The organism is Nocardioides hwasunensis (assembly GCF_014779665.1).
GTDB classification, from domain to species: Bacteria; Actinomycetota; Actinomycetes; order Propionibacteriales; family Nocardioidaceae; genus Nocardioides; species Nocardioides hwasunensis.
The window spans coordinates 448,782-468,745 of record NZ_JACXYY010000002.1 but is presented as its reverse complement, the minus strand read 5'-3'; the positions used below and the strand labels follow the sequence as shown (position 1 = coordinate 468,745).

General features: G+C 73.0%; 20 protein-coding genes. 16 read left to right on the top strand and 4 right to left on the bottom strand.

The window, feature by feature from the left end:
- Positions 1-115 precede the first annotated feature (115 nt).
- From IEZ25_RS06255 to IEZ25_RS06230, 6 genes are all read left to right on the top strand, one after another.
- Positions 116-1,120 carry a FecCD family ABC transporter permease gene (locus tag IEZ25_RS06255; protein ID WP_191198727.1) on the top strand — a complete coding sequence of 335 codons (1,005 nt, stop codon included), beginning with the start codon at positions 116-118 and terminating at the stop codon, positions 1,118-1,120.
- Positions 1,120-1,938 (top strand): heme ABC transporter ATP-binding protein, encoded by an 819-nt coding sequence (locus IEZ25_RS06250; RefSeq protein ID WP_191198529.1) that lies wholly within the window; start codon positions 1,120-1,122, stop codon positions 1,936-1,938. Before IEZ25_RS06255 ends, IEZ25_RS06250 begins: the two co-directional genes overlap by 1 nt.
- Complete coding sequence (locus IEZ25_RS06245) at positions 1,932-3,110, top strand: hypothetical protein (protein ID WP_191198528.1); 1,179 nt, start codon at positions 1,932-1,934, stop codon at positions 3,108-3,110. Before IEZ25_RS06250 ends, IEZ25_RS06245 begins: the two co-directional genes overlap by 7 nt.
- Entirely contained in the window at positions 3,107-4,471 is a 1,365-nt protein-coding gene (locus IEZ25_RS06240; RefSeq protein WP_191198527.1) for a hypothetical protein, read from the top strand. Before IEZ25_RS06245 ends, IEZ25_RS06240 begins: the two co-directional genes overlap by 4 nt.
- 116 nt (positions 4,472-4,587) lie before the next feature.
- Positions 4,588-6,363, top strand: a complete 1,776-nt coding sequence (locus IEZ25_RS06235) for a hypothetical protein (protein WP_191198526.1) — start codon at positions 4,588-4,590, stop codon at positions 6,361-6,363.
- 91 nt (positions 6,364-6,454) lie between these two features.
- Positions 6,455-7,129: a biliverdin-producing heme oxygenase gene (locus tag IEZ25_RS06230; protein ID WP_191198525.1), complete on the top strand. Its 675-nt coding sequence runs from the start codon at positions 6,455-6,457 to the stop codon at positions 7,127-7,129.
- Here IEZ25_RS06230 and IEZ25_RS06225 read toward each other — a convergent pair.
- A complete protein-coding gene (locus tag IEZ25_RS06225) occupies positions 7,117-7,767 on the bottom strand; it encodes an MOSC domain-containing protein (protein WP_191198524.1) in 651 nt (216 codons plus the stop codon). The two genes, IEZ25_RS06230 and IEZ25_RS06225, sit on opposite strands and share 13 nt — an antisense overlap.
- A gap of 48 nt (positions 7,768-7,815) precedes the next feature.
- Here IEZ25_RS06225 and IEZ25_RS06220 point away from each other — a divergent pair, with 48 nt between their 5' ends.
- From IEZ25_RS06220 to IEZ25_RS22150, 5 genes are read left to right on the top strand one after another with little or no spacing between them, the layout of a single operon-like run.
- Positions 7,816-9,480: a phospho-sugar mutase gene (locus tag IEZ25_RS06220; RefSeq protein ID WP_224748510.1), complete on the top strand. Its 1,665-nt coding sequence runs from the start codon at positions 7,816-7,818 to the stop codon at positions 9,478-9,480.
- Position 9,481: 1 nt separating this feature from the next.
- A complete protein-coding gene (locus IEZ25_RS06215; RefSeq protein ID WP_191198523.1) occupies positions 9,482-10,639 on the top strand; it encodes a right-handed parallel beta-helix repeat-containing protein in 1,158 nt (385 codons plus the stop codon).
- A gap of 5 nt (positions 10,640-10,644) precedes the next feature.
- Entirely contained in the window at positions 10,645-10,950 is a 306-nt protein-coding gene (locus IEZ25_RS06210) for a hypothetical protein (protein WP_191198522.1), read from the top strand.
- Positions 10,951-11,008: 58 nt separating this feature from the next.
- Positions 11,009-11,800 carry a membrane protein insertase YidC gene (yidC, locus tag IEZ25_RS06205; RefSeq protein ID WP_191198521.1) on the top strand — a complete coding sequence of 264 codons (792 nt, stop codon included), beginning with the start codon at positions 11,009-11,011 and terminating at the stop codon, positions 11,798-11,800.
- A gap of 42 nt (positions 11,801-11,842) precedes the next feature.
- A complete protein-coding gene (locus tag IEZ25_RS22150) occupies positions 11,843-12,739 on the top strand; it encodes a DMT family transporter (protein ID WP_191198520.1) in 897 nt (298 codons plus the stop codon).
- Between the two features lie 2 nt (positions 12,740-12,741).
- On the opposite strand, the gene IEZ25_RS06195 is transcribed toward IEZ25_RS22150, so the two are convergent.
- On the bottom strand, positions 12,742-13,350 hold the full coding sequence (locus IEZ25_RS06195; RefSeq protein ID WP_191198519.1) for a hypothetical protein: 609 nt from the start codon (positions 13,348-13,350) through the stop codon (positions 12,742-12,744).
- 78 nt (positions 13,351-13,428) lie between these two features.
- Between IEZ25_RS06195 and deoC the strand changes: the two genes are divergently transcribed.
- The 4 genes from deoC to IEZ25_RS06175 are packed head-to-tail and all read left to right on the top strand — an operon-like array spanning position 13,429 to position 17,293.
- Positions 13,429-14,394: a deoxyribose-phosphate aldolase gene (deoC, locus tag IEZ25_RS06190; RefSeq protein WP_397183258.1), complete on the top strand. Its 966-nt coding sequence runs from the start codon at positions 13,429-13,431 to the stop codon at positions 14,392-14,394.
- A gap of 5 nt (positions 14,395-14,399) precedes the next feature.
- Positions 14,400-15,839, top strand: coding sequence for an aldehyde dehydrogenase family protein (locus tag IEZ25_RS06185; protein ID WP_191198518.1), 1,440 nt, complete (start codon positions 14,400-14,402; stop codon positions 15,837-15,839).
- Positions 15,839-16,699 (top strand): aldehyde dehydrogenase family protein, encoded by an 861-nt coding sequence (locus IEZ25_RS06180; RefSeq protein ID WP_191198517.1) that lies wholly within the window; start codon positions 15,839-15,841, stop codon positions 16,697-16,699. The genes IEZ25_RS06185 and IEZ25_RS06180 overlap by 1 nt, the downstream gene beginning before the upstream one ends.
- A gap of 3 nt (positions 16,700-16,702) precedes the next feature.
- Positions 16,703-17,293, top strand: a complete 591-nt coding sequence (locus IEZ25_RS06175; protein ID WP_191198516.1) for an ATP-binding protein — start codon at positions 16,703-16,705, stop codon at positions 17,291-17,293.
- Positions 17,294-17,305: 12 nt separating this feature from the next.
- Here IEZ25_RS06175 and IEZ25_RS06170 read toward each other — a convergent pair whose 3' ends face one another.
- A complete protein-coding gene (locus tag IEZ25_RS06170; protein ID WP_191198515.1) occupies positions 17,306-18,391 on the bottom strand; it encodes an adenosine deaminase in 1,086 nt (361 codons plus the stop codon).
- Between the two features lie 46 nt (positions 18,392-18,437).
- On the opposite strand from IEZ25_RS06170, the gene IEZ25_RS06165 reads away from it, so the two are divergent.
- Entirely contained in the window at positions 18,438-18,890 is a 453-nt protein-coding gene (locus IEZ25_RS06165; protein ID WP_191198514.1) for a MaoC family dehydratase, read from the top strand.
- Between the two features lie 7 nt (positions 18,891-18,897).
- On the opposite strand, the gene IEZ25_RS06160 is transcribed toward IEZ25_RS06165, so the two are convergent.
- Positions 18,898-19,950, bottom strand: coding sequence for an NAD(P)-dependent alcohol dehydrogenase (locus IEZ25_RS06160; RefSeq protein ID WP_191198513.1), 1,053 nt, complete (start codon positions 19,948-19,950; stop codon positions 18,898-18,900).
- Positions 19,951-19,964: the final 14 nt, after the last annotated feature.

Below are 19,964 nucleotides of genomic sequence, written 5' to 3'. Positions count from 1 at the left end.
CGCGGCAGCGGACGCGCCGAGACCGGCCCGTACGACGGCACCGTCCGAGGCCGCGCCCCGCCAGGTCGCACGGGGCGGGCGTGCGCGCTCGGTCGGCCTCACCGCCTTCTTCACGATGCTCGCGGTCGGCCTGGTCGTGGCGCTCCTCGTGTCGGCCGGATCGGGACAGCTCCCGATCCCGGCCGACGAGGTCTTGGGCTCGGTCCTGCACCGGCTCGGCCTCGACTGGCTGCCGATGCCCGCCCACCCACGCGGTGACGACACGCTCTGGACCGTCCGCTTCCCCCGCGTCGCGATGGCCGCGCTCGTCGGCGCGGCCCTCGCGGTCGCAGGCGCGCTCATGCAGGGCGTCTTCGGCAACCCGCTCGCCGAGCCCAGCATCGTCGGCGTCTCCTCCGGCGCGGCCGTGGCCGCGGCGACCGTGATCGTCTTCGGCCTCACCTTCGCCGGCGACTGGACCGTCGCGGTCGCCGCCTTCGTCGGGGGCCTGACCACGACACTGCTCGTCTACGCCCTGGCCCGCTCGGGCGGCCGCACGGAGGTCGTCACGCTCGTGCTGACCGGGATCGCGGTCAACGCGGTCGCCGGCGCGCTCCTCGCGCTCCTGATGTTCCTCGGCGACACCCAGGCCCGGGAGCAGATCGTCTTCTGGCAGCTCGGCAGCCTCAACGGCAGCCGCTGGCCCTACGTCGCGGTGGTCGCACCGTTCGCCGTCGCCGGCATCGTCCTCGCGCTCGCCAGCGCCCGCAGCCTCGACCTGCTGGCCCTCGGCGAGCGCCCCGCCCGCCACCTCGGCGTACATGTCGAGCGGCTGCGGATCGGGCTGATCGTCGTGGTGGCGCTGCTGACCGCCGCCGCGGTGTCGTTCTGCGGGATCGTCGCCTTCGTCGGCCTGGTCGTCCCGCACCTCGTGCGCATGGTCACCGGTCCGGGACACCGGCTGGTCCTGCCGGCCTGCCTGCTCGCCGGCAGCCTGGTGCTCGTCGTCGCCGACCTCGCCGCGCGCACCCTCGTCGCCTACTCCGACCTGCCGCTCGGCATGCTCACCTCGCTCGTCGGCGGGCCGTTCTTCTTCTGGCTGCTCTGGCGCACCCGTCGTACGTCCGGGGGCTGGTCCTGATGGCTGCGGTCGCACAGGTGCGTGGGGTCACGGTCTCGTTCGGCACCCACCGGGTGCTCGACGGCGTCGACCTCGACCTCCACGCCGGCGAGGTGCTGGCCCTCGTCGGCCCCAACGGCACCGGCAAGTCGACCCTGCTCGCCGTCGTCGCCGGCGACCTCACGCCCGAGTCGGGCAGCGTCACCGTCCACGGCAGGCCGCTGGGCGACTGGCGCCTCCAGGCGCTCGCGCGCGAACGGGCGGTGCTGACCCAGGAGCAGCGGATCTCCTTCCCGTTCCCGGTGCGCGACGTCGTGGAGATGGGACGCGCTCCATGGCGCGGGCGCCCCGAGGAGGACCTCGACGACCTCGAGGTGGCCGCCGCGATGCAGACCACCGAGGTCGAGCACCTCGCCGGACGCGCCTTCGGCTCCCTCTCCGGCGGCGAGAAGGGACGGGCGTCCTTCGCCCGCGTCCTGGCCCAGCAGACCGGGATCCTGATGCTCGACGAGCCCACCGCCGCGCTCGACATCGGCCACCAGGAGACGCTGCTGGCGACCGCGCGCCAGCGTGCGCTCGCCGGGGCGGCCGTGCTGGTCGTCCTCCACGACCTCACCCTCGCCGCGGCGCACGCCGACCGGATGGTGCTGCTCGAGGAGGGCCGGGTCGCCGCCAGCGGCAGCCCACGAGAGGTGCTCGACGCCGCGGTGCTCACCCGCGTCTACCGCCACCCCGTCGAGGTGGTCGCCCACCCGCGCACCGGCGACCCCATCGTGCTGGCGGACCGCACCGACGCCGCCCGCCCCGTCGACGTACTCACGCAGGAGGACCCGTGCTGACCCGCACCGCCGCAGCTCTCGCGAGCGCCGCACTCACCCTGACCGCCACCGTGGTCGTCGCAGCGCCGGCGCACGCCGCGGCTCGCGTGGGTGTCACCAACGACCAGGGCACCGCGATGGCCGACGACGGGCGGGCGACGTCGTTCACGCTGCGCGGCTCGGGCTTCCAGTCGGTCAAGGGCGGCTTCGGTGGCGTCTACGTCGCGTTCGGCTGGGTCCGTGACCCCGCGGCCGGCGGGTGGCGCCCCTCGGAGGGCGGCGTCACCGGCCGCGACTACCGCTACGTGCCCGACTCCGAGAGCGAGGACAACGCCGGCTACCTCCGCTTCGTGGCGTTCCCCGGCAGCTCGACCGCCGGGGAGGCACAGGCCGTGATGTCGGCCGACGGCTCCTTCTCGGTCGACCTCACCGTGCCGGGACCGACCTTCCAGGCGCTCGACCGCAACGGCGACCCGGTCGAGGTCGACTGCCGCAAGGTCACCTGCGGCGTGATCACCTTCGGCGCGCACGGTGTGAAGAACGCTCGCAACGAGACCTTCACCCCCGTCCGGTTCGGTCAGGTGTACGCCGACGAGGCCGCGGCCCCGACCGAGGAGGAGCCCGGCCCGAGTGCTGGCACCGACGAGGGCAGCGGGACGAGCGAGTCGCCCCGGGGCGGCACGTCGTCCGGGCGCCCGAGCGCCGGTGACACCGGTGGCGAGACGACCGCACCCGTGCGCCGCGGCAGGCCGAAGGTGAGCGCCGAGCGCGCGACCGCGGTCGCCGGCCAGGCCCTCGCCTTCACCGGGAGCGGGTTCACGCCGGGCGAGCAGGTGCTCGCGCTCCTCGACGACGGAGTGGTCGCCCTCGGCCCGCTGGTGGCCGGCGGCTCCGGCGAGGTCGCCGGCGTGATGGCGCTGCCCGCGGACCTCGCGTCCGGCACCCACCAGCTGCGGCTGGTCGGGGCCGCCTCCGACGCCCGCCCCAGCGAGCGCTTCCCGGTGCGCGCCGCGGACCCGGTGGCGCTCGCCCCCGAGCCGGTCGCGACCGACGAGCCCGCGGTCGCCGCGCTCGCCTTCGTCGCTGCGTCCGCGCTCGCACTGCTCGCCTCCGTCGTGCTGCTCGCCCTCCGACTGCGCCGGCGCGGTCGTCGTACGCCTGTCGCGGGTGCTCCGGCCGGGGCGATCGCATGAGCAGGCGGACCAGGTACGCCGCCGGCGCCGTGGTCGCGACCCTGGCCGTGCTGCTCGCAGCGGTGGCCCCGTTCACGTTGCTGGCCGGCCCGGCCCGGGGGGCGGAGACCGCCGCACGGACCGCCCCGTTCGAGGTGGCCGGCGCCCAGCTGCGCTGGGGCCTCAACCACGAGTCCAACAACCGTGCCTTCGCTCCTGGCACGTTCAACTTCTTCTCCGCCGGCATCGTGCCCGACCCCGGCAGGGGCGGCACCACGCTCCCCCAGGCGAGCTGGAAGGCCGAGGACGGCAACGTCCGCATCGAGAAGCAGCAGGCCGACGGCACCTACGCGACGGCGACCTGGGCGGGTCTGGGCACGACCCCGTCCGGCACCACCATCTCGAGCCCCACCAGCGGCCAGTTCAGCAACCACCAGGTCGTCATCGGCGGCGGCACCGGCTCCGTGGATCCCGCGACCGGCTCCGCGACGATCGCCTGGCAGGGCTCCTTCACCGTCCTCTACTACTCCGGGATGAGCTTCTTCACGGTCACCGACCCGGTCCTGACCGTGACGCCGGAGCGCGCGCAGCTGACCGCGACGGGTGGCGGGTTCGCCTCCGACATGGACGACCAGACCCGGTGGAGCCCGCTCCCGCCGACGCCGATCGTGCTGGCCGACCTGCCGCGGACCGAGGTCGACCTCGGTGCCGCGGACGGGTTCGCCAGCACGCCGGCCTACCTCGGCGTCGGCTGGATGCCTCCGGCCGGACAGTCCGCCCAGGCCGGGGGCCAGTGGAAGGGCGCCTTTCCGAGCAGCTTCCTGGACTTCCTCTCCGCCGCGGGATCCGCCGGCTACTGGTACTCCACCGGCGGCGCCACCGACGCCTGGAAGCCCGCCCTCCCGCTGACCGTGAGCTGGGCGGGCGCGACGATCGCGACACCGACGCCGACACCGGCGCCGACCGCGACACCGACGAGGACGCCGCCGACCTCGGCGACGACCACGCCGACGAAGGGCCCGACCACGGGTCCGACCGGACGTCCCACGCCGTCGTCCACGCCGAGCCCGACGGCATCGGCCGGCCCGACCACGCCGACGCCGGCCGGCCGCCCGTCGCAGGCACCGGCCGTGACGGAGTCGGCCGGCGATCCAGGAAGCGGCACGCCCCCGTCCTCGACCGGAGGTGGCCGGGGTGCGCAGGCACTCCCGTACGCGGTCCAACCGGTGCTCGTGTCGGCCACGACCGCTGCCCCGGCGGCCGAGCCCGCGCCTGCGGACACAGGCTCGGCTGCCCTGTGGCTCGTCGGCTGCCTGCTCCTGCTCGGTGCGCTCGCGACCTCGCTGGTGAGCATCACCCTGCGTCGCCCCGACCCCACCTGACCCCACCTGCCCCCCACGACGGCCGCACCCGCGGCCGGCGACCGCGTGCGGCTCCCCGGAGCGCGCGCGACCACCACGACCAGGCTCCTGGTCGGCACTTCCTTGGAAGGAAACAGATGAAGTACGCGCACAGCGGCCCCCGCCGCTCCGTGGGCAGCATCGCCACACTGGCCCTCGTGGCCGGAGCGACGGCAGTCCTCGCGACCTCGGCGCCCGCCCAGGCTGCACCCACGACCGTCACCGACGCCGAGCTGCGGTGGGAGCTCAACCAGGAGTCCGTCTCCGGTGCCTACGCCCCCGGCACGTGGAACCTCTTCTCCGCGGGCAAGCTCGGCAACCCGGGCGCCGGATCCCAGACGCTCACCAGCGGCAACCAGGGCTCGACCTGGTCCAACGGCGCCACAGCCGGCTGGAAGAACAGCGAGGGCAACGTGACCGTCCTCGACAAGCAGGCGGACGGCAGCTACGCCCCCACCACCTGGCTCGGTGCCCGGCAGAACTCGGCGGGCGCCAGCTCCAACACCGCGGGGGTCACCTCCGAGAACCTGCTCTCGCTCAGCAACGGGACCGGCACCGTCGACCCCGTCGCCGACACCGGCACGATCCAGTGGACCGGCGACTTCACGGTCGTCTACTACTCCGGGATGTCGTTCTTCTACGTCTCCGACCCGAAGCTCACCGTCACCAACGGCACGGGCAAGCTGACGGCCACACTCAGCGGCTACGGCTCCGACATGGACGACCAGTCCCAGTGGGTCCCGCTCCCGGCCACCACGGTGACGCTCGGTGACGTGACGGGCGTCGACCTCACCCCCAGTGGGTTGACCACCACCCCGACGTACCTCGGCGTCGACGTCACCGTCCCCACGGGCAGCTCGCCGCAGGTCACGGGCGCAGCGACGTCCGGCTCCTTCCCGCAGTCGTTCATCGACTTCCAAGGTGGCGTCGGCACCGCGTCGTACTGGTACTCCAGCGGCGGCGGAGCGGACGCGCGCAAGCAGACCACTCCGCTCAACGTGAGCTGGGGCCCGGCCGTGACGGTCTCCGAGACCTCGCTCAGCAGCACGGGCGCACACCAGGTCACCGTCCACGGCCGGAACTTCGACCCGGCGCTCGCCACCGGTACCCGACCGCCCCTCGCCGGGAAGCCAGCCGGCGTCTACGTCGCCTTCGGCCGCTACGCCGACGTGTGGCGTCCCTCGGCCGGCGCCCCGTCCACCGCACGGGCCAACGCCGGCGGCGCCGGGGTGAAGTGGGCCGTCTCAGCGGCCGACATGGCCGCCGTCGGTGGCTCCGCCGCGGGTGCCGTCGAGCTGGCCGCCGACGGGTCGTTCACCGCCACCCTGACCGTCGACAAGTCCGTCGTGGACGCCAGGGCGACGAGCGGGACCTACGGCATCTACACCTACGCCGGTGGCGGGGCAGTGCAGGAGAAGTACGAGACGTTCACGCCGATCACCTTCACCGAGCCCACCCCGACGCCCGCCCCGACCCCCGCCCCGACCCCCGCCCCGACGCCCGTCCCGACGCCCGCCCCGACACCTGGGCCGACGCCGGCCCCGGCACCCGGCACGGCGGACGCGCCGGTCGCGGGCATCGCCAAGATCACGTGGGGCACCAGGCCCAAGCCCGGCAGGCGCGGCACCGCCGTGGTGGCCGTCAGCGAGCTCGCCACCGGGAAGGTGACGGCCGTGCTGCGCCAGGTGAAGGGCAAGGGCAAGGGCAAGGGCAAGGGCAAGAAGGTCACCACCCTCACCACCCGCATCAAGAACGGCACCGTGCGGATCAGGCTGCCGAAGCTCGCGAAGGGCCGCTACACGCTGGTCGTGAAGGTCCCCGGCAACGACGCGGTGAGGAAGACGCGGGTCACCCGCACCTTCCGCGTCACGTAGCACCCCCGGCGGCGTCCCGGCCGGCCGCTGCGCCGGCCGGGCGCCGCCTCCCCCCGCTCCTGAGAGACCTCCCGAGAGAAGAGAGCACCACATGTCACTCCTCGATCCCGCACCGCCGATCACGCCGCTCTCGCTCGCCATGCGCGAGGGCTCGCAGGCGGCCCACACCGAGGCCGAGAGCTCCGCGTTCATGGCCGAGCTGACCTCGGCGCGGGTCAATGCGTTCGGCGTGCGCGACTACCTCCTGCGTTTCCGCGAGGTGTATCGCACGATGGAGCTGCTCGGCACCGAGCTCTCCGCCGACCCCGCCGTCGCCGCGGTCGTCGACCCGGCTCTGGACCGTCTCCCCGCGATCGAGCAGGACCTGGCCTACTGGGCGGAGGTCGCGGGCGCACCGGCCCCGGCCGTCTTCCACAGTCCGGCGACCGACGCCTACGTCGCCCGGCTGCTCGAGGTCCGCGCCTGGGCGCCCCTGTTCGTCGCGCACCACTACACGCGCTACCTCGGCGACCTCTCGGGTGGCCAGGTGATCGGGCGGGTGCTCGACCGTGAGCTCGGGCTCGAGGGTCGCGGGACGGCGTTCTACGCGTTCCCGGCGATCCCCAAGCCCAAGCCCTACAAGGACGGCTACCGCGCCCGCCTCGACGCGCTCGGGCTCACGCCCGAGCAGCGGGCAGCGGTCGTCGGCGAGGTCAGCGTGGCGTTCAACCTCAACCAGGCGATCTTCACCGAGCTCGGCGAGGACATGGCCGGCTACCGCCGCTGACGCTGCTCGAGCCACGCGTGCTCGGCCTCGGGGAGCACGCGGGCCTCAAGGAAGGCCGCGGCCAGCTCACGGTCACCCATCACGGCCCGGAAGAGCATCGGGATCGTCAGCCCGTGGCCCGGCCGGTGCACGACCTCGATCGGGTCGTCGCGCTCGACGAGACCCGCCTCGCGCACCGCGAGGTAGACGCCCGTGCGCCCGTGCTCGGTGAACCGCCGCACCCAGCGCGGCTCGGCCATGTGCTGGGCGAACGTCGCGCACGGCACCCGGGGGCCCGTCGCCTCGAGCAGGGTCAGTCCGACCCGCCACCGCTCCCCCACCTCGGCGGCGTCGACGTCGATGCCGCTCGTGGTGAGGTTCTCCCCGAACACCCCGTCGGGCAGGTCGCGGCCGAGCTCGCGGGCCCAGTGGTCGAGCTCCTCGCGGGCGACGGCGTAGACCGCCTGGAGCTCACCGCCGTGGTGCTTGCGGCTGCCGATGTCGTCGCCGACGACGCCGCTGCCGAGGCCGCCCTTCTTGGGACCGGGGTCGCGCACCTCGATCCGGTCGACCGGCTGCTTCACGATGGCGCTCGGACGCCTCATGCCGGCGACCGGTGCGAGCGTGCCGACGTTGACGGAGAGGACGGTGGCGCTCATGCCCGCACGCTAGCGGCCGCACACCACGCGGAGGGATAGCGTGCGCCCATGAGCGAACTGATCGACCAGCTGATCTCGAGGGCGCGCGCCTGGGCCGCCGAGGACCCCGACGACCAGACCCGAGGGGAGCTCGAGGCGGTCGTCGCTGCTGCGGAGCGTGGCGAGGAGACCGACCTCGCCGACCGGTTCGACGGCACGCTGGAGTTCGGCACCGCCGGCCTGCGGGGCGCGCTCGGCGCAGGCCCCAACCGGATGAACCGCGTCGTCGTCACGCGCGCCGCGGCCGGGCTGGCGGCGTACCTCAGGGACACCGGGCACGCGGGCGGGTCGGTGGTGATCGGCTTCGACGCGCGGCACAACTCCGACGTCTTCGCGCGCGACACCGCCGAGATCATGACCGGCGCCGGCTTCAAGGCCCTCGTGATGCCACGGACGCTCCCCACGCCGCTGCTCGCCTTCGCGATCCGCGAGCTCGGTTGCGCCGCCGGGGTGATGGTCACCGCGAGCCACAACCCGCCGCAGGACAACGGCTACAAGGTCTACCTCGGTGACGGCAGCCAGATCGTGCCGCCGGCCGACACCGAGATCGCCAGCCGGATCGCCGCCGTCGGCGCGCTGGCCGACCTGCCGCGCGGCGGCGCCGGCACGCTGGTCAGCGAGGAGATCGTCGACCGCTACCTCGACACCGTCGCCGGCCTGGCCGAGGACGGACCGCGCGACCTGACCATCGTCTACACGCCCCTGCACGGTGTCGGCGGCACGACGGTCGCCCAGGTGCTGGAGACCGCCGGGTTCGACGCACCGCACGTCGTCGAGCAGCAGGAGCACCCCGACCCCGAGTTCCCGACCGTCGCCTTCCCCAACCCCGAGGAGCCGGGTGCGATGGACCTCGCGATGGCCCTCGCCGCGGACACGAGGGCCGACATCGTGGTGGCGAATGACCCCGACGCGGACCGGTGCGCGGTCGCCGTGCCCGACGCCCACGGCTGGCGGATGCTGCGCGGCGACGAGGTCGGCGCGCTGCTCGCCCACCACCTGATCGCGCGAGGGCGCACCGGCACCTACGCCAACTCGATCGTCTCCTCGAGCCTGCTCGGCAAGATGGCAGCCGCCGCCGGGCAGCCGCACGAGGAGACGTTGACCGGCTTCAAGTGGATCGCCCGGGTCGAGGGCATGGTGTTCGGCTACGAGGAGGCGCTGGGCTACTGCTGCGACCCCGAGCACGTCAAGGACAAGGACGGCGTCTCCGCGCTGCTGCTGGTCTGCGAGCTCGCCGCGGAGGCGAAGGCCGCCGGGCGCGGGCTGACCGACATCCTCGACGACATCGCGCGCCAGCACGGACTGCACGCGACGGACCAGCTCTCGGTGCGCTTCGAGGACCTCTCCGACATCCCGGCCACGATGGACCGGCTGCGCGGCACTCCCCCGACGAGCCTCGGGGGTCTCGCGGTGGAGCGGGTCGAGGACCTCTCCGAGGGATCGGCGGCGCTGCCGCCCACCGACGGTCTGCGCTACTCCCTCGCCGAGGGTGCCCGCGTGATCGTGCGTCCGAGCGGCACCGAGCCGAAGGTCAAGTGCTACCTCGAGGTGGTCATCCCGGTCGACGCCGACCCCGACCAGGGTGGCGTCGACGCGGCCCGCATCTCCGCCGCGGGCCGGCTGGACGCGATCAAGGCCGACCTGAGGAGCACCGCGTTCGGATCAGGCGGTTGAGGTGCGGGCGCTCGTCCTGGCCACCGCCGTGCTCGTCGCCGCCCCTGCAGCAGCGACGGCGTACGACGACCCGTCCCGGGCGCAGGCCCCGCGCACGTGGCACGTCGGACCCGACCGCGAGCTGAGGGTGCCGAGCGCGGCCGCCGCGGTCGCGCGCGACGGCGACACCGTGCTCATCGATGCCGGCACCTACTCCGGCGACGTGGCGACCTGGACGCAGGACGACCTCACCCTGCGCGGCCACGGCGGTCGCGCGCACCTGCGCGCCGACGGCGACGACGCCCAGGGCAAGGCCATCTGGGTGATCGCCGGTGACCGCACCACCGTCGACCGCATCGAGCTGAGCGGCGCGCAGGTGCCCGACCGCAACGGCGCCGGCATCCGTCAGGAGGGCACCGGCCTCACGGTCATCCGCAGCTGGTTCCACGACAACGAGAACGGCATCCTCACCGGCGCCGACCCCGGCAGTGACATCCTGGTCGAGCGGTCACGCTTCTTCCGCAACGGTTTCGGCGACGGCTACTCCCACAACCTCTACGTCGGCGCCGTGCGCTCGCTCACCGTGAGGGGCAGCTGGTTCGGGGGCGCCGACACCGGGCACGAGATCAAGTCGCGCGCGGCTCGCACCACGATCGTCGGCAACCGGATCAGCGACGGCGACTCGACCGCGAGCTACTCCATCGACCTGCCCAACGGCGGTCGCTCCCTCGTCGCCGGCAACGTCATCGTGCAGGGTGCGCGATCGCAGAACCCGACGCTGGTCTCCTACGGCGCGGAGGGGCTCACCAACACCAGCCGCACGCTCTGGGTCGTCAACAACACCTTCGTCAACCAGCGCACGACCGGTGTCCTCGTGGCGCTCCCCGACGGAGCTCGGGCACACCTGCGCAACAACCTCCTCGTCGGCCCCGGCGACCTCGTCGCCGGCACCGCCAGCGCGCGGGCCAACCGGCGCGTCGGCCTCGGCGGGTTCGTCGCGCCGGGCCGCGACGACTACCGGCTGAGGCCCTCCTCCCCGGCCGTCGACCGGGGTGCTCGGGTGCCCACCCGCTGGCGCGCCCGGTGGGAGTACGTCGCCCCCGCGGGCCTCGTGCGGCGCGCCACCCTCGGTCGCACGGATCTCGGGGCCCACGAGCTCCGCCGAGCCCGGCTATCCTGACCCGCATGGACCGCACGCTCGACACCGTGGCACGCGGGCGCCTCGCGCTCGTCGTGACGCTGGTGGGGGTCGCCTCGGTCCTCTCGGCAGCGGCCCTGTCCCCCGCCATGACCCAGTCGGTCGTGCTGGTCGCCGCCCTGTCCGCGGCCACGGCCCTTGCAGGTGTCCACTGCCTGCTGACCGTGCCCGACGCCGGTCTCGGCTCCCTGCGTCCGCCGCGTCGTGCGGCCGACATCCCCCTCGTGCTCGCCGGCCGGACCACCGACGTGGTCCACCACCCGGCGCGCCCGCGGGCCCCTGGACGCGTCTGACCCGTCGCCCCGCGCGACGGCGTACAGACCCATCCCACCTCTCGTCCAGGAGACACCCATGTCAGTGCTCGACCCCTTCTCGCACGCCCTCGCCACGGTCCTCGCGGCCACCCATGACGGCCTCTCGACCCTCGGCCTGCCGTCCGAGTCCGCCCTCACCTGGCTGCTGTGCATCGGCGCCGTCGTGGTGCTGGTCCGCACCGCACTGCTGCCCTTCACCGTCCACGGCGTCCGGCAGGCGCACGCGGCATCTCGCGCCCGGCCGCACCTGAAGGAGATCGCAGACCGCTATCGCGGGAGGACCGACGCCGACAGCGTCCGGCAGATGATCGACGAGCGTCGCGCGGTGTCGGCCGAGCACGGCGTCAGCCGCCTCGGCTGCCTGCCCCTGCTGGTGCAGCTGCCCGTGTGGATCACCCTCTACCACCTGATCGCGGACGTCGCCCGCGGCTCGGCCGTGGGCGCGATGGGGCCAGCGCTGGTCGCCTCGCTCGGCGCGGCCTCGCTCCTCGGTGTCTCCCTGGCCGGCAGCGGCTACCTCGGCGGCGGTCCCGCCCACCTCGCCGTCGTGCTCGGCCTCGCGCTGACCGCGGCCGCGCTGTCGTACGCCACCCAGAGGTTCTTCGTCGCACCCAACACCGTCCTGGACGGGATGCCCGAGGCGGTGGCGACGGCGCACCGGCTGATGCCGACACTCTCCGCCGGCGGTCTCGTGGTCGCGGGCGGGGTCGTGCCGGTCGCGCTCCTGGGCTACTGGGTGCTGAGCTCGACGTGGACCCTGGTGCAGGCCGCAGTGGTCATGCGGTGGTTCCCCACCCCCGGGACGGAGGCCGCACGCCGCTTCGCGTGAGACCGCGTCGGGCGGAGGTCCGCCCGGTGCCACACTCCTCCGGTGTCCCGAGCCGCGAGCGTCGCCTTCGTCGTGGTCGGGCTCATCTGGGGCACCAACTTCATCACCATGAAGTGGGCGCTGGAGTCGATCAGCGCCGGGCAGGTGACCCTGCTGCGGGTGCTGTTCGGCTTCGTTCCGGTGCTGGCCTACGGCCTCTTCCGCCGCGCGTTCGCCCGCTCGCACGTGCGACACCTCCACCACTTCGCGGTGATGTCGGTCCTCGCGACGAGCCTCTACTACTTCCTGTACGCCGCCGGCACCCAGCTGCTGCCCACCGGCATCGCCGGTGCCCTCAGCGCCTCGATCCCGCTCTTCTCCTTCCTCGGGGCCGCGGTGCTGCTGCGCAGCGAGCGGATCACGGCACTGCGGCTGGCGGGCGTGCTCACCGGCCTGGCCGGCGTGGTGCTGGTCGCGCGGCCGTGGGCGACCACGGGCGAGGTCGCGGTGACCGGGGTGGTCTACATGCTGCTCGGCTCGGCGAGCGTGGGGCTCTCGTTCGTCTACGCCCGCCGGTTCCTCAGCCCGCTCGAGATCCCCGCAGCCGCGCTCACGACGTACCAGATCGGGATCGCGCTGCTCAGCCTGCTGGTCGTCACCGACCTCGACGGGATCACCGCGATCTCCCACGACGTCCGGGCCACCGTCGGCGTGGTCGTGGGGCTGGGCCTCCTCGGCACCGGGGTCGCCTTCGTCCTCTACTACTTCATCGTCGAGCAGCTGGGCGCAGTCACCGCGGCCAGCGCGACCTACATCCCGCCCGTGGTCGCCGTGCTGATCGGGTGGCTGCTCGTCGGCGAGGAGCTGCACCCGCTCGACGGGGTCGCGATGGCGCTGATCCTGGCCGGGGTGCTGATCCTGCGGCTGGGGTCCCCGCGTCGCCCGCGGCCGGCCGTCTAGATCTAGAGGAAGAACGACACCAGCAGCACGAGCACCGAGGCCACGATCAGCGTGACGGGCAGCATGGCCGGCTCACGGCGTACGGCGTCGGGCAGCGCCAGCTGCTCCTTCGACCCGGGTCGCACGCCGGCCGCCGTCCGGGCGCTGTCGACGAGCTCGTAGATCCGGTTCTCCACGAAGTCGGCGTAGGCCATGTTCTCGACCGTCGCGTCGTGCTCGTCGGGCCGGCGACGCGCCGTGACGGCCTTGCGCCAGGTGCGGCCCACCACGGTCGAGACCCAGCGACGGTCGTCGGCCCGCACGGCCAGCACCTGCCGGACGGCGAGCTCCTCGACCGCGGCCAGCCGGACGTGGACGGTCTCGCCCAGGTTGCGCATGACCAGGTGCTCGCGGGTGACCCACAGCGCCGGACGCAGCATCGCCGCCCACGCGAGCACGCCCACCAGCAGCGCCGCACCGGCGACCCAGGCCGGGAAGCCGTCGTCGAGGTAGGCGACGCCGGCGACCAGCACGACGGCGGCCAGCGCCACGGTCAGCCAGCCGGTGATCCGACCGCTCGTGGGGTGGAACCTCTCCACCACGGCGTCGCGGTCGTCCTGCACGGGTGCCATGTCGTCCTCGTCGATTTGGGCAGGCTTTGGCCCTCTGACGATTGCCCGGGCCCTTCCCGCCAACTCTATGCTGGGCCGGTGACGCCCACTCCCAGCTCAACGGCGAGCACCGGGATGTACGACGACATCGTGCGTTCGGACTCCTCGCTGCGCCGATTCCTCCACGGCCTGCCCGGGGTCGACCAGGTCGGGTGCGAGGCACGCGCCGCCGGTCTGGCCACGCGGTCCATCAAGACCACGGCCAAGGCCTTCGCCATCGACCTGGCGATCCGGATGGTCGACCTGACCACGCTCGAGGGCCAGGACACCCACGGCAAGGTCCGCGCGCTCGCCTCGAAGGCGATGCGCCCCGACCCCGCCGACCCGTCCTGCCCGGCCACCGCGGCCGTGTGCGTCTACCCCGACATGGTCGCGACCGCCAGGCAGACCCTCGGCGACAGCGGAGTCCACGTCGCCGCCGTCGCCACGGCGTTCCCCAGCGGCCGCGCGGCGATGGACATCAAGCTGGCCGACACCCGCGACGCCGTCGAGGCCGGGGCCGACGAGATCGACATGGTCATCGACCGTGGCGCGTTCCTCTCCGGCCGCTACCTCGACGTCTACGAGGAGATCGCCCAGGTCAAGGAGGCCTGCGGGGACGCGCACCTGAAGGTCATCTTCGAGACCGGCGAGCTCCAGACCTACGACAACGTCCGGCGTGCGAGCTGGCTCGCGATGATGGCCGGCGGTCACTTCATCAAGACCTCCACCGGCAAGGTGCAGCCCGCGGCGACCCTGCCGGTCACGCTGATCATGCTCGAGGCCGTCCGCGACTTCCGCGAGCAGACCGGGCAGATGGTCGGCGTGAAGCCCGCCGGCGGCATCAAGACCACCAAGGACGCCATCAAGTACCTCGTGATGGTCAACGAGATCTGCGGCGAGGACTGGCTCGACCCCGACTGGTTCCGCTTCGGCGCGTCCACGTTGCTCAACGACCTGCTGATGCAGCGGACCAAGATGACCACCGGCCGCTACTCCGGTCCCGACTACTTCACGCTGGACTGATTGCGATGACCTCTCCCTTCGAGTACGCCCCCGCCCCCGAGTCGCGCGCCGTCGTCGACATCAAGCCGTCCTACGGCCTGTTCGTCAACGGCGAGTTCGTCGACGGCCGGGGCACGTCGTTCAAGACCGTCAACCCGGCCACCGAGGAGGTCCTCGCCGAGGTCGCCGAGGCGAACGAGGCCGACGTGGACGAGGCCGTGAAGGCCGCCCGCCGCGCCTACACCCGCGTGTGGTCGCGGATGTCGGGCGCCGAGCGCGCCAAGTACCTCTACCGGATCGCCCGGATCATCCAGGAGCGCGGACGCGAGCTCGCCGTCCTCGAGTCGATCGACAACGGCAAGCCGATCAAGGAGTCGCGCGACGTCGACGTCCCGATCGTGGCCGCGCACTTCTTCTACTACGCCGGCTGGGCCGACAAGCTGAAGTACGCAGGCTTCGGCGACACCCCGCTGGGCGTCGCTGGGCAGGTCATCCCGTGGAACTTCCCGCTGCTGATGCTGGCCTGGAAGATCGCCCCGGCGCTGGCGTGCGGCAACACCGTCGTGCTGAAGCCCGCGGAGACCACCCCGCTCACGGCGCTGCTGTTCGCGGAGATCTGCCAGCAGGCCGACCTGCCGCCGGGCGTGGTCAACATCGTCACCGGCGCCGGTGACACCGGTCGCGCGATCGTGTCGCACCCCGACGTCGACAAGGTCGCCTTCACCGGCTCGACCGAGGTCGGCAAGGCGATCGCCCGTGCCGTGGCGGGCACCGAGAAGAAGGTCACCCTCGAGCTGGGCGGCAAGGCGGCCAACATCGTCTTCGACGACGCCCCGCTCGACCAGGCCGTCGAGGGCATCGTCAACGGCATCTTCTTCAACCAGGGCCACGTCTGCTGCGCGGGCTCGCGCCTGCTGGTGCAGGAGTCGGTCGCCGACGAGGTCATGAGCCGCCTCAAGCGCCGGATGGCGACGCTGCGCGTGGGCGACCCGCTCGACAAGAACACCGACGTCGGTGCGATCAACTCCGCCGAGCAGCTCGCCAAGATCCGCGAGCTCTCCGAGATCGGCGAGGCCGAGGGCGCCGAGCGCTGGTCGGCCCCGTGCGAGCTGCCCGCCAACGGATACTGGTTCGCCCCCACCGTCTTCACCGGCGTCACCCAGGCCCACCGGATCGCCCGCGAGGAGATCTTCGGCCCGGTGCTCTCCGTGCTGACCTTCCGCACCCCGTCCGAGGCGGTCGAGAAGGCCAACAACACCCCGTTCGGCCTCTCCGCCGGCGTGTGGACCGACAAGGGCTCGCGCATCCTCTCGATGGCCAACAAGCTCCGGGCCGGCGTCGTGTGGGCCAACACGTTCAACAAGTTCGACCCGACCTCGCCCTTCGGCGGCTACAAGGAGTCCGGCTACGGACGCGAGGGCGGCCGGCACGGGCTCGAGGCCTACCTGAAGGGAGCTGACGACTGATGTCGCGCATCGATGTCCGCAAGACCTACAAGCTCTACATCGGCGGTGCGTTCCCCCGCTCGGAGTCGGGCCGCTCCTACGTCGTGAACGACGCCAAGGGCAAGCTCCTCGCCAACGCCTCGCAGGCCTCCCGCAAGGACGCCCGCGACGCCGTCGTGGCAGCGCGGGCGGCCTTCGGCGGTTGGTCCGGGCGGACGGCGTACAACCGCGCGCAGGTGGTCTACCGCATCGCCGAGGTGCTCGAGGGCCGCCGCGAGCAGTTCGAGGCCGAGATCCGTGCCTCGGAGGGCGTCACCGCGGCCAGGGCCCGGGCGGCGGTCGACGCCTCCGTCGACCGCCTCGTCTGGTACGCCGGCTGGGCCGACAAGATCACCCAGGTGGTCGGCAACGCCAACCCCGTCGCCGGCCCCTACTTCAACCTGTCGACCCCGGAGCCCAGCGGTGTCATCGCCGTCGTCGCACCGTCCGGCCCGCTGCTCGGGCTGGTCAGCGTCGTCGCGCCGCTCATCGTCACCGGCAACACGGTGGTCGTGATCGCCAGCGAGGACCACCCGCTGCCGTCGATCACGCTCGGCGAGGTGATGGCGACCAGCGACCTGCCCGGCGGTGTGGTCAACGTGCTGACCGGCTCGCAGGCCGAGATCGCCCCGTGGCTGGCCTCGCACATGGACGTCAACGGCCTCGACCTCACCGGCGTCACCGACGTGGAGCTGGCGAGCGAGCTCGAGGTGGCCGCGGCCGACAATCTCAAGCGCGTACGCCGGCCCGCGCCCGACACCGACTGGCTCGTCGAGCCCGACCTCGACCGGATGACGCGCTTCCTCGAGACCAAGACGGTCTGGCACCCCATCGGCGTCTGAGCGATGAGCAGTGCCCAGGTGGTCGTCCTGGCGGGTCCGAGCGGAGCCGGCAAGTCCCGACTGGCCGAGCGACTCGACCTGCCCGTCCTCCGGCTGGACGACTTCTACAAGGACGGCGACGACCCCACGCTCCCCCGGATCACCCACGGCGCCAACGCCGGGCTGGTCGACTGGGACCACCCGGACTCCTGGCACCGGGCCGACGCGCTGGCGGCCCTGCGCCAGCTGTGCGCCACCGGCCGCAGCGAGGTGCCGGTCTACGAGATCGCCCGGAACGGCCGCTGCGGATCACGCACGGTCGACCTCGAGGGGAGCACCCGCTTCGTGGCCGAGGGGATCTTCGCGCCCGACGTCGTCGCCGCGTGTCGCGAGGACGGCATCCTCGCGGCCGCCTACTGCATCACCCAGCATCCGCTGGTCACCTTCTGGCGGCGCCTGACCCGCGACCTGCGTGAGCACCGCAAGCCCCCGCTCATGCTGCTGCGGCGCGGCTTCGCGCTGATGCGCGACCAGCAGCGGGTCGTCGCCCACGCCGTCGGGGCGGGCTGCCGGAAGGCGACGGGCGACCGGGCGTACGTCGAGCTGACGCGATGAGGCGGGTCGCTGTCAGCGCGCGGCGACCAGCGCGGCGTAGCCCGGCTTCACGACCTCGTCGATGATCGCCAACCGCTCGTCGAAGGGCAGGAAGGCCGACTTCATCGCGTTGATGGTGAACCAGCGCAGGTCCTCGAGCGAGTAGTCGAAGGCCTCGACCAGCCCGACCATCTCGTCGGTCATCGACGTGCCGCTCATCAGGCGGTTGTCGGTGTTGACCGTGACCCGGAACCGCAGCTCGGTGAGCAGCCCGATCGGGTGCTCGGCGATCGACTCGGCGGCGCCCGTCTGGATGTTGGAGCGCGGGCACATCTCCAGCGGGATCCGCTTGTCGCGGACGTAGGACGCGAGCCGACCGAGCTCGACCGAGCCGTCGTCGGCGACGGTGATGTTGTCGATGATCCGCACGCCGTGGCCGAGCCGGTCGGCGCCGCACCACTGGAGGGCCTCCCAGATCGACGGCAGCCCGAAGGCCTCGCCGGCGTGGATGGTGAAGTGGGCGTTCTCGCGCTGCATGTACTCGAACGCGTCGAGGTGACGGGTGGGTGGGAAGCCCGCCTCCGCGCCCGCGATGTCGAAGCCGGCCACGCCACGGTCGCGCCAGGCGATGGCGAGCTCGGCGATCTCCATCGAGCGTGCCTGGTGCCGCATCGCGGTCAGCAGCTGACGTACGACGATCCTGCCGCCGCTCGCCGACATCCCCGCGTCGAAGCCCTCCTGGACCGCGGCGACCACCTCGTCGAGGCTCATCCCACCCTCGACGTGCTGCTCGGGGGCGTAGCGGATCTCGGCGTAGACGACGCCGTCTGCGGCCAGGTCCTCGACGCACTCGCGGGCGACGCGGGCGATCGCGGGGCCGTTCTGCATGACGGCCACCGTGTGGTCGAAGGTCTCCAGGTAGCGCACCAGCGAGCCCGAGTCGGCCGACTCCGTGAACCAGCGGGCCAGCGACCCCGCGTCACCGGCGGGGAGCTCGTGGCCGATCTCGGCGGCGAGCTCCACGATCGTCTGCGGACGCAGCCCACCGTCGAGGTGGTCGTGCAGCAGCACCTTGGGGGCCTGGCGGATCTGGTCGCGGGTCGGGGTGGGAGCGCTCACGTGGACATCCAACCAGCCGCCGAGGCGTCCCTCCTAAAGTGAGGCCATGCGCACCTTCACCACCCTCGAGGACGTCGCGGCCGCCGCCGGTAGCGAGATCGGCACCAGCGAATGGATCGAGATCGACCAGGCCCGCATCGACGCGTTCGCCGACGCCACGCTCGACCACCAGTGGATCCACGTGGACGTCGAGCGCGCGGGCGAGGGCCCGTTCGGATCCACGATCGCGCACGGATTCCTGACCCTGAGCCTGCTCCCCCACTTCTCCTCCCAGGTCTTCGGCTTCGAGACCCCCGGCGCCCGGCTCAACTACGGCCTGGAGAAGGTGCGGTTCCCCACCCCGGTGCCCGTCGGCAGCCGGCTCCGCTCCCACGTGCGGTTCGGCGAGGTGCGCGACCTGCCCACCGGCAAGCAGCTGATCATCGAGCACACCGTCGAGATCGAGGGCCACGACAAGCCGGCCTGCGTGGCCGCTCACGTGGTGCTGCTGCTGGCCTGAGGGCCGCTCAGCGCACCTCGAGGTCGGTGAGGTCGAGGGTGAAGCGGTAGCGGACGTCGCCCCGGGCCAGCCGGTCCAGGGCGCTGGCGACCTGGGCCGAGGGGAGCGTCTCCACGTCGGCCACGACGCCGTGCTCCCCGCAGAAGTCGAGCATCTCCTGGGTCCGCACCCGACCGGCGCTGCCGGACGACGCCAGCCGACGACGGGCCCGGAGCAGGTCCATCGCCTGCACGCGCGCCTCGCCGAGGTCCCCCACCACCACGAGCGTGCCGTCGAGCGCCAGCGTGCGCAGGTAGGGCCCGAGGTCGTGCGTCGTGGGGGCGCAGTCGATGATCAGGTCGAGGCTGGAGCCGGCCGCCGCCATCGCCCCCTCGTCGGTCGAGACCACGACCTGGTGGGCGCCCAGGGCCCGCGCGTCGTCCGCCTTGCCGGCCGTGCGGGTGAAGGCCGTGACCTCGGCCCCCAGCGCGACGGCGAGCTTCACCGCGAGGTGACCCAGCCCGCCCAGGCCGACGACCCCGACCCGCACGCCCGGCCCGGCGCCCCACTCGCGCAGCGGCTCCCACACGGTGACCCCGGCGCACATGAGCGGGGCGACGGCGGCCGGGTCGAGGCCGGCCGGACGGTGGTAGACGAACGCCTCGCGGGCGACGTACGACGACGACCACCCGCCCAGCGTGACCGTGCCGTCGAGCCGGTCGACCCCGCCGTAGGTGAGGGTCGGGAAGTCCTCGCACATGTTCTCCTGCCCGGCCCGGCACCGGGCGCACTCGCCGCAGGAGTCGACGATGTTGCCCACGGCCACCGGGTCACCCACGGCGAAGCGGGTCACGTCGGAGCCGATCGCGACCACGTCACCGACGAGCTCGTGGCCCGGCACGAGCGGCGCGTCCCCGCGCTGATCGGCCGGTCCGCCCAGGGCGTGGAGGTCGGTGTGGCAGACCCCGCAGTGCGTGATGCGGAGCTCCACGTCGTCGGGGCGCAGGGCGCGACGGTCGAAGTCGAAGACCTCGACCTGACCGGGCGTGGTGGTGGCGCGGTAGCCGGTGGTGCGGGACATGGGCATCTCCTCTG